11 protein-coding genes and 4 pseudogenes are annotated in these 13719 nt (G+C 58.9%); 8 read left to right on the top strand and 7 right to left on the bottom strand.

Going from position 1 to position 13719, the window contains the following annotated elements; all coding sequences use genetic code 11:
- Positions 1-353: 353 nt before the first annotated feature.
- From EIP85_RS21245 to EIP85_RS21225, 5 genes and pseudogenes are all read left to right on the top strand, one after another.
- A pseudogene (locus EIP85_RS21245) lies at positions 354-755 on the top strand (IS66 family transposase); the annotation flags it as partial.
- A 148-nt stretch (positions 756-903) separates the two neighbouring features.
- Complete coding sequence (locus tag EIP85_RS21240; RefSeq protein WP_127904219.1) at positions 904-2145, top strand: site-specific integrase; 1242 nt, start codon at positions 904-906, stop codon at positions 2143-2145.
- Positions 2142-3068: a tyrosine-type recombinase/integrase gene (locus tag EIP85_RS21235; protein ID WP_127904218.1), complete on the top strand. Its 927-nt coding sequence runs from the start codon at positions 2142-2144 to the stop codon at positions 3066-3068. Before EIP85_RS21240 ends, EIP85_RS21235 begins: the two co-directional genes overlap by 4 nt.
- Entirely contained in the window at positions 3065-4066 is a 1002-nt protein-coding gene (locus EIP85_RS21230) for a tyrosine-type recombinase/integrase (protein ID WP_127904217.1), read from the top strand. The genes EIP85_RS21235 and EIP85_RS21230 overlap by 4 nt, the downstream gene beginning before the upstream one ends.
- A gap of 113 nt (positions 4067-4179) precedes the next feature.
- Positions 4180-4323, top strand: a pseudogene (locus tag EIP85_RS21225) (transposase domain-containing protein); the annotation flags it as partial.
- Here the strand turns inward: EIP85_RS21225 and EIP85_RS21220 are convergent.
- On the bottom strand, positions 4304-4537 hold the full coding sequence (locus tag EIP85_RS21220) for a DUF6429 family protein (protein ID WP_127904216.1): 234 nt from the start codon (positions 4535-4537) through the stop codon (positions 4304-4306). The pseudogene EIP85_RS21225 and the gene EIP85_RS21220 sit on opposite strands and share 20 nt — an antisense overlap.
- Positions 4538-4642: 105 nt before the next feature.
- Here EIP85_RS21220 and EIP85_RS23350 point away from each other — a divergent pair.
- Positions 4643-4816: pseudogene (locus EIP85_RS23350) on the top strand (IS6 family transposase); the annotation flags it as partial.
- A 131-nt stretch (positions 4817-4947) separates the two neighbouring features.
- Here EIP85_RS23350 and EIP85_RS21210 read toward each other — a convergent pair.
- Both EIP85_RS21210 and EIP85_RS21205 read right to left on the bottom strand, forming a co-directional pair.
- Entirely contained in the window at positions 4948-5502 is a 555-nt protein-coding gene (locus tag EIP85_RS21210; RefSeq protein WP_127904215.1) for a TIR domain-containing protein, read from the bottom strand.
- Between the two features lie 91 nt (positions 5503-5593).
- Positions 5594-6046 (bottom strand): macro domain-containing protein, encoded by a 453-nt coding sequence (locus tag EIP85_RS21205; RefSeq protein WP_127904214.1) that lies wholly within the window; start codon positions 6044-6046, stop codon positions 5594-5596.
- A gap of 69 nt (positions 6047-6115) precedes the next feature.
- Here EIP85_RS21205 and EIP85_RS21200 point away from each other — a divergent pair.
- Both EIP85_RS21200 and EIP85_RS21195 read left to right on the top strand, forming a co-directional pair.
- Positions 6116-7093 (top strand): annotated as a pseudogene (locus EIP85_RS21200) (IS5 family transposase).
- 1143 nt (positions 7094-8236) lie between these two features.
- Positions 8237-8863, top strand: a complete 627-nt coding sequence (locus EIP85_RS21195; protein WP_127904213.1) for a YdeI/OmpD-associated family protein — start codon at positions 8237-8239, stop codon at positions 8861-8863.
- A 384-nt stretch (positions 8864-9247) separates the two neighbouring features.
- Here EIP85_RS21195 and EIP85_RS21185 read toward each other — a convergent pair whose 3' ends face one another.
- The 4 genes from EIP85_RS21185 to EIP85_RS21165 all read right to left on the bottom strand — a co-directional run bounded on the left by EIP85_RS21185 (position 9248) and on the right by EIP85_RS21165 (position 13324).
- The gene (locus EIP85_RS21185; protein WP_127904212.1) at positions 9248-9655 is read right to left on the bottom strand and encodes a VOC family protein; all 408 of its coding nucleotides are present in this window, start codon (positions 9653-9655) and stop codon (positions 9248-9250) included.
- A gap of 24 nt (positions 9656-9679) precedes the next feature.
- Positions 9680-10123: a helix-turn-helix domain-containing protein gene (locus EIP85_RS21180; RefSeq protein WP_277749328.1), complete on the bottom strand. Its 444-nt coding sequence runs from the start codon at positions 10121-10123 to the stop codon at positions 9680-9682.
- Positions 10124-10644: 521 nt separating this feature from the next.
- Complete coding sequence (locus EIP85_RS21170; RefSeq protein WP_241560131.1) at positions 10645-11718, bottom strand: UvrD-helicase domain-containing protein; 1074 nt, start codon at positions 11716-11718, stop codon at positions 10645-10647.
- 7 nt (positions 11719-11725) lie between these two features.
- A complete protein-coding gene (locus EIP85_RS21165) occupies positions 11726-13324 on the bottom strand; it encodes an ATP-dependent nuclease (RefSeq protein WP_127904208.1) in 1599 nt (532 codons plus the stop codon).
- Positions 13325-13719: the final 395 nt, after the last annotated feature.

Here is a 13719-nt window from a genome sequence, read left to right as displayed (position 1 = left end):
GCCTCGGGTATCCTCGCTAAACGGCGGCAAGGCGCACCATACGTTCAGGTGGTTTTGCGAAACGCCCGGAAGCTGCCATACGACACGGCTGCCAGCATGGCTTACAAGTGCTGTCAGACGTCGTCGTCTGGCCTCTGCGTGCGAGGGGCGCGCGCCAATAGCGCGGCCGTTCGCGCAGCTTGAGGCCACGACCGTCCGGTTCCGCCTGCATCCCCAGTGCAAGGCTCACGACGGTCGGTGGGTGTCCCCCTTTGGCGGCGGCAGCGGGCAGGCGGCACCCTTGGCCAATCTTGCATGAATTCGTCGTCACATTGCCACAATGAATGGGCAATGTGGAGGATGGCGAGCACTTCGACGTCCACAAGGGGACCGGCTCTGCCATCGCGCTCGAGGCTTTGAAGAGGATCGGCGAGCTCTACGACATTGAGGTCGAGATCACCGGGCAAAGCGCCGGGGTCCGCCGTGCCGCGCGTCAGTCCCGGAGCAAACCCAAAGTCGAGGCCTTCGGGGCCTGGGCCGAGGACCAACTCAAGCGCATTCCCGGCAAGAGCGATCTGGCCAAGGCGTTCCGCTACGGGCTGAACCGCTGGGAGTCGTTCTGCCTGTTCCTCGACGACGGCCGCGTGGCGATCGACAACAATCCGGCCGAGCGGAAGATGAAGCCTATCGCATTGGGCAGAAAGAACTTCCTATTTGCAGGTTCGGACGCTGGCGGCGAGACGCTGGCCGACACAATGACCGTCATCGAGACCGCCCTATGCCGCCCGCGGCATAGGGCGGTTTATGCCGCCCGCCGCGCTATGCCGAACAGGCTCGTGTTTCCCAAGTTTCACGCTAAGCGGCATATATTTCGCTCGGCATAGTTCGTCTTCTGTCTCCGTGTTCAACAGCGGAGGAGAGGACATGACTGACGGGGATTATCTGAGCGGGAGTCAGCTGTTTCGGCGCCTGAAGAACGGCCCTCACGGGCATCTCGTTGAGCTCTACGGAGCGCGGTTGGCGAAGGACGGGTTCGGCCGCCATGGCACATGGCGCTCTCTGAACCTGGTTGGTGCTCTCTTAAGCTGGGCCTCAAGCAGCCGATTGGAGCCGACCGATCTCAATGAGTGCGTCGTCGATCGTTACCTTGAGCACCGAGGGAGTAAGCAGCGTCTCCATCCAGGGGACCGGGCAGCGCTGAATCGGTTGTTGGCAGTACTGCGTGAGACCGACGTGATTGCACCGGCGCTGCCGTCACCAATTACCCAAGAGGATCAGATATTTGCGGGGTTCAGCCGTTATCTGCGGCAGGAGCGCGGGCTGGCGCCGAGGTCGATCATCACCCACGCGCCAATCATTCGTCGCTTCCTTGTTGAGGTGTGCCCCGCCGGCCCGGAAGATCTCAGCAGGATCAGCCAGGCGGACGTCACCCGCTACATCGAGCGACATGCCGGGGACGCGAGTGCAGCATCCGCGAAGAGGATGTGCTGGTCGCTACGCGCATTTCTCCGATATCTCCATCATTGCGGCCTGCACCCCCTCGGCCTTGATACTAGCGTGCCGTCCATCCGGCGATGGAAGCACGCAAGCTTGCCTACCTATCTGTCCGCCGCACAGGTTCAGAAGGTCCTCGATGGTTGCGATCGATCCACGGCGCGGGGGCGACGGGATTACGCCATCCTCACTATGCTGGCCAAGCTTGGATTGCGGGCCAGCGAAGTTGCGACCCTCACTCTTGATGACATCGACTGGCGATCGGGCGAGATGCACATTCACGCCAAGGGCCGGCAACGAGCGCGGATGCCGCTTCTGCCGGACGTTGGCGCAGCCATCGTTGCCTATTTACGGAATGGCCGGCCGACTTCAGCGTGCCGTCGGCTGTTTCTGCGCACATTAGCACCCCATGTCGGTTTCGCCTCTGGCTGCGCTGTCACGATGATCGCCAAGACGGCACTCAAGCGCGCAGGCATCAGCGGCTACGCCCACCACGGGGCCCATATCTTTCGCCACAGCCTTGCGACCGAACTTCTCCGCTCGGGAGCAACTTTGTCGGAGATAGGCCAAGTGCTGCGGCATGAGAGCCACGACACGACGCGCATCTACGCGAAGGTGGACATCGAGGCGCTCAGGACCTTGTGCCTTCCCTGGCCGGGAGGAGTGCAATGACCACCTTGCGATCTGCACTCGAGCAGTATGTGGTGATGCGTCAGGGGTTTGGCTTCAAGTTCCAACATCAGGCGCGGCGGCTTGCCGATTTTGTCACTTTCATGGAGCGCCACAATGCCACGACCATCACCACCAAGCTGGCCGTAGCCTGGGCGACCTTGCCAGCCGACCGACACGCTTCCTGGGCCTTGCGGTTGACTGACGTTCGCGGGTTCGCGCGCCATCTTGCGAACATCAATCCGAAGACGGAGGTGCCGCCCGCCGGGATATTGCCGCCACTGAGGCGCGCCAAGCCCTATATCTACAGCGATGTTGAGATCGACGCGCTGTTATCGGCGGCGCTGGCCCTGCCGCCGAGAAACGGCCTACGGCGACAGACATACCATCACCTATTCGGATTGATAGCAGTGACCGGCCTCCGTCTGTCCGAGGCGATCGGGCTTCAACACGACGACGTCGACCCCGTCGAGGGCCTGCTGACAATCCGGCAGAGCAAGTTCGGCAAGTCGCGCCTCGTCCCGCTGCACCCAACAACCTGCACGGCTCTCCGCAGCTACGCCGAGCGGCGTGATGCTCACCTCGGATCACGCCGCGGGTCGTATTTCTTCGTTGCCGAGCGTGGCGGCCGATTGCTCCACCAATATGTCCATCGTGTCTTCTGGCGTTTGTCCCGCGAGATCGGGCTGCGAAGCGAAGGTGACCACACCGGCCCCCGCATCCACGATTTCCGGCACCGTTTTGCCATCCAGACGCTTGTCGGCTGGCATCGCGAAGGGCTCGATGTCGAGCAGCGGCTCCCGATGCTTTCAACCTATCTCGGCCACACCTGTGTGCGCGACACCTATTGGTACCTCTCGGCTTGTCCGGAGTTGATGGAAGCGGCGGTTCAGCGCCTCGACCAACGATGGGAGGTGGCGTCATGAAGCCAAGCGGTAACGTCGCGCCCCTGATCGAGCGCTATTTCACGGAGCGGCTCATGCGCCAACGCAACGTCAGCCCCAATACGATCGCATCCTATCGCGACACGTTCCGACTGCTCTTCAAGTTTGCGCAGGCGCGTCTCCGTAAGCCGCCATCTGCTCTGGTCCTCGATGATCTTGATGCGCCATGTGTCAGCGCTTTCCTCGCTGACCTCGAGGCACAGCGGGGCGTCAGCGTCAGGACGCGCAATCTGCGGCTGACAGCCATTCGCTCCTTTTTCCGGTTCATATCCTACGAGGAACCGGCGCATGGCGCCCTCATCCAGCGCGTCCTCGCGATACCGAGCAAACGTCACGATAAGCGCCAAGTGTATTTCCTGACACGGCCCGAGATCGAAGCGATTCTCAATGCTCCCGATCGCGCAACATGGCTCGGCCGCCGCGACCACACCTTGCTGCAGCTCGCAGCGCAGACCGGCTTGCGTCTCTCCGAGCTCATCAATCTCGATAGGGATGCCATCCACCTTGGCGCCGGGGCCCATGTGCGATGTATCGGCAAAGGACGGAAGGAGCGATGTACGCCACTAACCTTGCAAATGCGCGTCGCCCTTCAGGCCTGGCTCAAGGAACCGGCCCGCCGCAGCGCAAGCGCATTGTTTCCCAACTTGCACGGGGGCCGATTGAGCGCCGACAGTGTCCAGGCGTTCCTGGCCAAGTATGTACGCGCCGCCACCGAGGCATGTCCCTCGTTGGCGTCCAAGCGAGTGTCGCCGCACGTGTTGAGGCACAGCGCAGCAATGGAGTTGCTTCAGGCAGGCGTTGATTGCTCGGTGATCGCGCTGTGGCTCGGCCACGAGTCCATCGAAACCACCCAGACTTACCTACACGCCCATCTCTCCCTCAAGGAAGCGGCACTGGCTAAGCTGGCACCGTACGAGCCAGACAAGCCGATCCGCTTCCGGGCAGGCGACCGCCTGCTCGCCTTCCTCGAAGCGCTGTAGGAACAAAGACTATGCCGAATGGAAACAGAGCAGCACCAGCCCAAGCGGCCGCGCGCGCATGTAAACGGCGGGTTGCGTCCGAGCCATTCGGCATAGCGCGGCGGGCGGCATAAACCGCAAAGGACAATGGACTCGATCCGCAGGCCTACCTCACAGACATCTTTACCCGGATCAACGACCACAAGATCAACCGGATCGACGAGCTGCTTCCGTGGAACTGGAAGCCCTTGGACGCCGTCAAGGCCGAGGCCGCGTGAACAGCGCCTGAAAGAGTTCCTCAGACCGCTTTAGCCCCTCATCCGTCAAGACAACCGACTTCGACTTGTTGACCGGATCGGCGATCAGCCCCTTCTCGTGCAGCCGCGCCAGGGAGCCCCAGTCAAAACCTTTCCACGCCCGCCACTCATCATGCAGCGTTAGCCACATCAGGCCCAGAACGGCGTCGTCGATCCGGTCTCGATCAATCTCCATGGCGCTACCCTATCACGGATCACCCCAGCCACCGAGGTCCAGATCGGACGCTTCAACGTCACAAGTTCAAGCAAAAAGGCAAGGCGGTACAAACCGGCCGATTACGATCTGGCCACCGCTCGGCGGTCTTTGAAGCAGCCGATCGGCGCGAACGGCGTGCCAGACCGGGTCGTCATCGACAATAGTGGTGCCAACCTGGCCGGGCCTCAGGGGGTGAACACGATCCTGAAGTCCACCGGTGCCGGCCACACGATCGAGATCCGGCAGGTCAAGTTCCTCACATTCTCGAACAGGACACACGCATACACAACCGTACCCAAAAGGTTGGGATAAGCCTTGGCCAATGCCCCCTTGGTTCTTTCCGTGGCAATGAAAGGAAACGCACAAAACTCCGGGAGCAAATCACTTACCTAAGAGATATAACCCCAATTCACCTGCGCCTCCCGTGTATAATGGACCAAAGGCCCGCCAATCTTTTCGCCGTTCACAGTGAATCGTCGAATTGCATCAAATAGCGCATCCTTTTTGAAGGGGATGTGGATGGCTTCCACCGTCCCGTTTTGAACTCGTTGCTGGAGCGTAATCGGCCAGAGACTGAAATGGTTGGCGGGTCGGATGATGGATGTGTATCTCGTGTACGCAACAATCAATGGAATCTTGTAATCATCGACGGCCTGCTCAATTTCCCATGAAAGCAAACTTCCGGATCTTCGAGTATCAGGTGAGATAATCACAACCATGTTCTTGGAGTCGGCCAATCGTTGCCGGATACTTGCCTTAAGCGTATTCAATTTGCTCGGATCTCGAACGGAACTCGCTTTCTCGTGGCTATCCACAAAGTGAAATTCGATATGATTGGCGGTGTCCCATCCTTGTACGGTCGCATAATATCTAAAATCCGACTTTGTTGGATCTGTTTCTCCAAGGTCGTCGAATGCAAAGTACGTGCCAGTTCTGTTTGCCATATTCTGGCTCCTCAAGAGGGGTCAAGAGTTCAACGTCGGCTGCGCCCCAGCAAAACTGAACGCTACATGCATCCTGCGGGTCACTTCCAAGTCACACGCCGTCGTTAAGGAGTTTCATATCGAGGAGGTTTATCTGGTCGATCTTGTCCGTGTGTATCACTATTGAGAGTTTGGCTGGATATTTGAATCGAGTTTCGATAATTCTAAACGTCCAGAGCATTATCTTCAATAGATCCTCATGGCTAATAGTCTTGTGGCCTTTGATACGAGTGATTCCCGATCCGAATATCGGTGCAGCTACGTTCCGCTGGGTGTACATTTTGTTTACTCCGTCCCAAAAGCGAACGAGGAACTCCAGATATTGCGGCATAGTAAGAACCGCTCTGTTGTTTTCATCGAACCTTGTCATGGCCGTTAACAGATAATCGCCGCGAACAAAAACAGCGCCAAGCCGATACTTCATTTTCTTCGCTGGAAACCTTCCTTCATTCTGCCCAAGGACTTCATCTGGTTCAAATCTAAAATTTCCGATCCTCTCGTCCAATTCAGCGGCTCTGTTGCACAAATCCTGTGAGGGATTCATCTCGTGAATCCAGTGTGGTAGCTGGGCTGCATGAGCAGACCCACATCCCCGACCTAAAGGACCAGGAACTGGCCAGCCTACAATGAAGCGCTCAAGCGCCGGGGCTCGCTGACGATCTGGTTCGACCCCGAGATGAGCTGGGATGCCGCGCCGACAGGCCGGCGTGGCCGCCAGCAGACCTACAGCGATGCCGCCATTCAGACGTGCCTTTCGATGAAGGTGCTATTCGGCATGGCGCTCAGGCAGACGACCGGCTTCGTCGAGAGCCTGCTGCAGCTGGTTGGCCTCGACTGGACGGTGCCTGACTTCAGCACCCTGTCCCGCCGCCAGAAGACCCTGGCTGTGAACATACCGTATCGCGGGTCCAAGGGGCCGCTGCACCTGCTGATCGACAGCACTGGCATCAAGGTCGAGGGCGAAGGCGAGTGGCACGCCCGCAAGCATGGCGGCCCGAAACGGCGCGTCTGGCGCAAGATCCATCTGGGGATTGATGAGGAAACGCGGGAAGTTCGGGCCGTGGAGATCACAGGGAGCCACATCGGCGATGCGCCGGTGTTACCCGACCTGCTCAAACAGATCCCGGTGCATGAGCAGATCGGCAGCGTCACCGCCGACGGTGCCTACGACACCCGCAAATGCCACGATGCCATCGCTGACCGCGGCGCCCACGCTGTCATTCCGCCCCGCAAGAACGCCAAACCGTGGAAGACAGTCACCGTCGGCGCGGTCGCACGAAACGAAGCACTGCGGGCATCGAAATACCTCGGTCGTGCCCTCTGGCGACGATGGAGCGGATACTATCGCCGAAGCCGCGTCGAGATGTGAGGAGGATCAGAAAACAGTCCAGTGGACTGTTTTCCCGACGATCGGATGCACTGTGTGAAGCTGCTGGGGCAGCGCCTCATGGCAAGGGACTTCGACCGACAGGTCGCCGAGCTTCAGGTCCGTATCGCCGTTCTGAACGGCTACACCGCGCTCAGCATCCCTGTCACAGAGGCCGTGGGATAGGTCTGTCCGGGGAAAGGGGAACCCCGGCCATCAGCTCCTTTGTGCAACAGAGCCCCAAATACCCACAACAATTGGCGAGGTGTCGTTCGATCTCTGAGAATGACTCGGCATGGGATTTTGACATTGTGATCCGATATTGGCAGTCTGAACGATTTTTCTTTTGCATTTCCATGCCAGCTTCCCGGCCACCTTAGAGTTGTGAATATCGCGACGGCAACCTGCGCTGTTGAAGGCCTCGGCCAGCCCATTGGTGAGGAAGACCGTCCGGCCCCCTGCGCACACGTCATGCTGCGCGAAGGGCAGCTTTCCCATTACGCTCACAAGGAACCTGCCTGACCGTAGACGGTCCCCGAGCCGGCGGGCCGTTGCCAGGCCCTGAGCCGTCCGGCAGCAAGGCGCCCCGAAGTCGGCCGTTCAGGGTCAAGCACGAGCAACCTGAAAACTGCCGTTCGCTACGGCCTAGTTGAAGGTGCAGGACGCGGACTTTCTGCAGCGTTCGATCTCCCGTCTAGTCCAAAACTCAAAGGCGATCCATTCCACGACGCGAAGCGCATCGGGTTACCGCACGTTCTCGTCCGACCAGGAAATACAGACGTGCTCTGCCGACGGTTCGGGGTTGGCCCGCACCTCTACCAGTCATCTCCCACAGGCCTCGGCTGATTGAGACCATCTTGCAGTGTGTCCGGGCCAATGGCGCCACGCAGAAGGGCGCCACGCAGATCGCTACTGGCATTACCACCCGCAATCAAATGGCCTGCCACGACTATCATCGCGACCTGCGCCGGTTGCGCCGGCTACGTGTGGTGCTGGACGCGGTGCTGGCCGCCATGTAGATCGGGAAAGAGAGCGGCAAATCAACAGATTTCAGGAGCTGAACTGGTCGGCCAGCGCTCGCGCCGAACCTCGGGTCGCAACGTGCCCCTGCGCCAGTCGCTGTTGCGTTCGGTTCTCATGAGATGGGATAGGGGCTCCCTCAACGCCGGCTTGCCGTTTTGGTTCCGATTGCGTCAAGTGCTGCTGCGGCTATGCTCAACGTTAGCGCGAGTTGTGATGACAGCCTGCGCGTCTATAAGAGCAGCTAGAACGTGACTTGGCGACAAGCGAGCAGGTTCGCTCCAGATCACAGGTTGGGAGTATTGTTGAATGGCGATGATTACCGATCCCGGCGACTTCTTTACGAAGGGATGCGGTCGGTGCGAGCGGTTTTCGACACCGGATTGCTCCACCCGGCTCTGGATAGATGGGCTGAACACCTTGCGTCGGATTTGCCTCGACATGGGTCTCTCAGAGACGGTGAAATGGGCGCATCCGTGCTATATACACGCTGATCGCAATATTGCGATCATCTCGGCGTTCCGTGGTGACTTCCGCTTGAGCCTCATGAACGCGGCCCTCGTGAAAGACACCGAAGGCGCTCTAGAGCCTCAGGGCCCAAATAGCCAAACTCCGAATATGATCCGCTTTACCTCCTTGGAGCAGGTAGACGAGAAGGAGCCGATAATCCGGGGTTATCTGCGTCAGTTGATGGATTGTGCCGGAGCGGGAGCGACGCCCCCGAAGGTGGAGCGCGAGATCGATATGCCAGATGAACTGACTGAGGCCCTGGATGCAGACCCTGAGCTGGCCGAGGCCTTTCAGGCCCTGACACCAGGGCGCCGGAAGAGCTATCTGTTCGCGCTGAACCAAGCCAAGCAATCGAAGACCCGCGCGTCCCGCATCGACAAGTTTCGTCCGAAGATCATCGCAGGCAAGGGCGCGACGGAGCGGTAGGCTGACGAAATGATTGGCGGTCGCTAAGCTGGCTGGAAGGCGCCGCCATCCACGTCGTTCAGAGCCCGAGCTGGCCGCCCTGTGAGCTGCCATTCACGCCAAACGGATTCAAGGGCCTGGATTCGGACGGACCTGCCATTCAACGCCCGCGTTGCTTCCGCCGGGGCAGATAGTACTTTCCGAGCATGTGAAGCCCGGTCCCGAGCAACAAGAAGAGTGGCGGCAGAGGTGAATAGGTCACCCATGACGGCGGGGTTCCGAATACCATCACCCCGAAATTAGCGGCAACCGCAGCCGTGAAAAGCAGAGAAACCCAGCGATGGAGGGTCCTCATACGACGACCCGAGGGAGAATTAACTGCGGCTTTGGCCTGGCTCGCGGATATCATGATCTCGCCTCAATCACTTTCCATGCGTTCCCTGAGGGGTCACGCAGGTTGGCGTCGACGCTGCCATAGCGCGCGACCGGTTCCTGGATGAACTCGACACCCTCCGAACACCACTTTGCGTAAGCGGACCGGCAATCATCCACCACGATCACGAGCGGCGGCATCGCCCCCTTGGCCACCATTTCCTGCATTGTATTGGCCGTCGCAGCATCTAGGGCCGGCTCCTGCGGCAAGAAAAGACCCAGCTGAACCCCCGGGCTTTTCGGATGAGTGACCGTCAGCCAGCGGTAGTCACCGTTCCGCACGTCAGTATGGATCTGGAAACCGAGTTTCCCGACGTAGAAATCCAGAGCCTCGTCCTGGTCCCGGACATAGATGCCGACAACGCCAATTCCTTCACTCATTCAATCCCCTCCGCTTTATGCGTACTAAATAGCGGCTGATTTCCGGCGGCGCTTCTCCGAAACTGCTGTTTTCAGGTTTGGGCGGTTGGAAGCATGAATGAAACAATGCGGAACCTCGCCGAGTGCATGAGGCTTTGCTTGTTCACTTTCTCGCAGGTCGGACGGAGTTTGTCCGGTGATCTCGTGAAAGACCCGTCCGAAGGTGCCTAGGCTGTTCCAGCCGGTCTCGAAGGCGACGTTGACGATCGGGATGTCGGTGTCACGCAGCAGTGATTTTGCCCGCTCGATGCGACGGGTCAACAGATATCGGTGTGGAGGAACGCCAAAGGCGTCCTTGAAGGAGCGCGCGAAGTGCGCCTGTGACACGCCAGCAAGCGCTGCAAGCCGCCGGACGGGCCAGTCTTCGGCGGGGGCTGCGTCGACGTGATCCTTGGCGCGCAGAAGACGCCGCAGGAGCGCAGGGTCCATCTTGCCTCCCATTTCCAATGGATACCGGCTCGGAGCCAACGCGTCGACAACTATGCGCGCGGTCACTGTTATTCGGACAGAAGGCAAGGTTGGTCAATGTGTCCTCGGAGCCACCCTTCGCCGCGCCCAGATCGAAGGGCCGCAAAGCGCCCCCATTTCAGCCATTCGTCGGCGGGGCGGTTCTCCCTGTCACCTGCCGTTCGCTGCGATCGGATCGGAGCTCGAAGAAGCGGACACAGCCACCGTTGCCCCGGCCTCGGATAATGACGGCAGTCAGCCCTTTGCGCCCGGCCCGCCACTAAGCTCTTGGACGACACCAAGGGCGGAAAGCCGACTGGGGACAGTGCAGCGCGGCGCTCGCAGCAAAACTAGACAAGCGGCCATTCAAGCAACGCACAGGCCTATGATCTTGGTTGCAGTAGTCGCACTCGAGGACATTGTCTTCAGCTTCGACTTCGCCTGAGAGAACCTCGGCGCCGATGCATTCATCGCAGACGGAAGGCCCTACTTCGTCTTCCTCGTCATCGTGACTCATCCGGGGCCCATTTCGTAGCAGCGACGCTGCAGACCTTTTCGTCGTGGACGAAGGCCACGCTGTATCGAGCGCGTGTGACGGCCACGTACATTTTCGTCGCGGATTTATCGACATGTCTGATGTCGCCCGACACGAGCCATTTGCGAGCCGGCCCGTGCGGGTAGATCAGGACCCGCTCAAAGGTCAGGCCCTTTGACTCGCCAAAATTCATAGCTTCGTGCGGATCACACTTGGTAGCAGCGGAATACCGGAGCACCCGTGGCGCGAACCGCTTCACGTATTCACCAACGTCAGCCCTGGAGACGAGAAACACGCCGTCGTGTCCCGTCACCTTGTCGTTGCGCGAAACGGTCTTCGGCTCGTTCGGGAAAAAGCCGTCGCCCAGATCCGCAATGGCTTGGTTGCAGCGGTGTGTGTGTGTTTCATACTCGATCGCAACGAGCCCCTGTTTCTTCCAAAGCTCGAATTTCTTGATGATGGCCGGACCAGAAAACGCTTTGTTTTTCGAAGCGTTGTTCGTGGCAAAGGTGGCCTGCCGGTGGTCACCGACAAAGGTGACCGGGACGCCCGCTACTAGCATTAACTCCAGGAGGTCGAGATCGTACCCGGCCATGTCTTGGATTTCGTCGATGATGACGTGGCTGAAGCGTTGCTTCAGTCGACGCATGATCGCGCCACCCGATCGTCGGTCACACTCACAAACGAACTTCGCGATTTTGTCCGAATAAATCCGGGAGCCATCAAGGAAGTAGTGACCGCTGGTCCGCGCTTCGGGAATGTAGGGGACTGACCTTCCTTCAACCCAGTGGATGCCATCAACCCTACTCGCATGCATGGCTGAACGATAGGGACGGGCAAGTTCTCGCAGCAGAAACGAGTACCAAGAGATGACCTCCACATGGGAGGGAATGGTGCGTACGCGTTCGTATGCCTTGAGCTGAATTTCGCGGACATTGTTGCGAGTATAGGTGATCAGGGCCGTTGCTCCCTGGCCTTGCGCCCGTGCTAGCGCCTGGTCGACGACCCGCGTGGTCTTTCCGCCTCCGGCGGCGGATATCACAATGCGATTAGCGGACGGCACGGGCGATATAGTCCGGAGGCGACCACTCCACATTCGTTTCGAAGAATTTGAGGCCGGTCTCAGCCTTGTGTTTAAGCATGTGCTCGATAGCGGAAGCTTCATCCGCGAAGGCCTTGCCGAGGACAGCGTTGATCGTCGCCAGGCCGTTCTTCTTCACGAGCTGGGGCTCGAGCGTGTGGGCCTTTTCGTCATTATCGTATTGGATTTTGACGATGTCGGAGTTCAGGTATTCCGCGTACTTTTTCTCCAGCGCAGCGACATCAGCATCATTGTCGGTCACGATATCGGCTGTCTTTTTTAGGAGGACTGCGATTTCGAGGAAGCGCTTGAATGCGAGCGAATTCACGGAAATCACATCAACCCCATCCTCCAGCGGCATCTTGCCGTGCTTCATCTGGTAGGCGCGTTGGACAATCAACTCGTCTGACGGCCCCTCGACGAGGATCGAACGCTTCGCGAGGATGAGCCGCAGCGTGTCGTGCCCCGGCAGCTTCATAAAATAGTCCCGTGTAGTCTTATCCTTCAGGTCCGTCATGCGCACACCCTCGCCGCGCAGGAACAGAAGGACGGACTCCACGCCAAGCTTGTTGAGAACGAAGCTGCTGTGCGTCGTAATGAATATCTGCCGCGAGCCGGCGTTCGCCGCAATGTGGCCAATCAGCTCGTTGAGGCTGGCGTAGGAGAGGTGATTTTCTGCTTCCTCAATCAGGATGATGTGGGATTTTGCCGACGTCTCCATCGCGAGCTTGATCTTGACCGAATTCTGCTCGCCTTTCCCGATGAGGGGCAAAGGGATGTCGTCCAGGTGAGGCATGATCCCTGCCTCCCAGTTCGCCCTAGCGGACGTGTCAAGGGAAACCGAGATAACCTTGTCGCTGATCTTCCCCTTTTTTGCCGCGAGCGCGTCGTTGATCGTTTTGACTTTCGGCTCTTCAAGAAAGCGGTCCTTCATGAGCCGATAAGTCAGAGCGAGGTCAACCTTCTCTTTCGAGGTGAGGCTCTCCTTCACGATGTCGATTACGTAGCGGCTGGCTGCCGCATTGTTCTTGATCGTACTGGCATCGATCAGGCTCACGTTAAGTGGAATGCCGCGCGAGTTTAGAATGTCGTTCTCGGCGAAATCCCTCCACTTGATCCAATAGAACTCCATTGGGACCGTACGAATTTCGGACGGGTCGGAGACGTATTGAGCAAAGTCCTCTGCGTGCGCAGGGTTAAGTTCAATTAGGAGCGCCACGCCGGGAAGATCAAGGCCAAGGGTGTTGTTGTTGCCTTTGAGCTTCGTTAGGGTGGGATCGTCGGCGAGGTACACCTCGATTAGGATCGATGGCGGTGCCGTCGCACGACCCGCCTTTAGTGCTTCGATGTACTCAAGAACGAGCTCGAGATTGAACAGATAGGGATGGAGTTCAATCTGGAGAGGCCGACCATTGAGTTGACCGGTGAGCGCTAGGTAGATCGCTTCGAGGAGGGTGGATTTCCCACACTCGTTGTTTCCGACAATGACGTTCAGTTTGTCATTGAAGGTGACGTTTGCCTGCTTAAGGCAGCGGTAGTTTCTGATAACCGCGCGTTGGATGAACAAACTCGTGACTCCCTTTGCCGTGTACACTGCCATGAGGCACAGCTTAAGCAAAGTTTACAAGGGTTGGTGCGGCTCAACCAATTCTAGCCGGCCGGCAAAAGCTGGATAGCGAATTCTTGGGGCGGTCGACCTTCGACGGGGTCCATCCGTGGCTCAAGGGGCCAGTCTCGATGCGCGTTTCGGATCGCAGGTGGCTTGACGGAGGCGAGGAGCTGTAGGCCTGACAACATCTGTGATCGTGTTTCAGGTGCTTTGCTGCGGCACCGCCTGAACGGAGGCTTCGGGAAATGCCGCCACGCAGCATGAAGCGACCCCGAATGGCAGCTATGGGCCGGCTTTACGATAGCCCCATGCGGCTTTGTCAACTTGCCTGGATGGGTTTGAGATGGTCCCCG

Source organism: Solirhodobacter olei (assembly GCF_004010155.1).
Taxonomy (GTDB): Bacteria; Pseudomonadota; Alphaproteobacteria; order Rhodobacterales; family Rhodobacteraceae; genus Solirhodobacter; species Solirhodobacter olei.
The sequence above is the reverse complement of the archived record's forward strand: the minus strand, read 5'-3'. Positions and strand labels throughout refer to the sequence as shown.

What these genes read in the sequence shown, in the direction of transcription:
- EIP85_RS21240 (WP_127904219.1), top strand. Translation starts at nt 904, where the DNA reads ATGACTGACGGGGATTATCTGAGCGGGAGTCAGCTGTTTCGGCGCCTG.
- EIP85_RS21235 (WP_127904218.1), top strand. Translation starts at nt 2,142, where the DNA reads ATGACCACCTTGCGATCTGCACTCGAGCAGTATGTGGTGATGCGTCAG.
- EIP85_RS21230 (WP_127904217.1), top strand. Translation starts at nt 3,065, where the DNA reads ATGAAGCCAAGCGGTAACGTCGCGCCCCTGATCGAGCGCTATTTCACG.
- EIP85_RS21220 (WP_127904216.1), bottom strand. Translation starts at nt 4,537, where the DNA reads ATGGAGATTGATCGAGACCGGATCGACGACGCCGTTCTGGGCCTGATG.
- EIP85_RS21210 (WP_127904215.1), bottom strand. Translation starts at nt 5,502, where the DNA reads ATGGCAAACAGAACTGGCACGTACTTTGCATTCGACGACCTTGGAGAA.
- EIP85_RS21195 (WP_127904213.1), top strand. Translation starts at nt 8,237, where the DNA reads ATGGCGATGATTACCGATCCCGGCGACTTCTTTACGAAGGGATGCGGT.
- EIP85_RS21185 (WP_127904212.1), bottom strand. Translation starts at nt 9,655, where the DNA reads ATGAGTGAAGGAATTGGCGTTGTCGGCATCTATGTCCGGGACCAGGAC.
- EIP85_RS21180 (WP_277749328.1), bottom strand. Translation starts at nt 10,123, where the DNA reads ATGGACCCTGCGCTCCTGCGGCGTCTTCTGCGCGCCAAGGATCACGTC.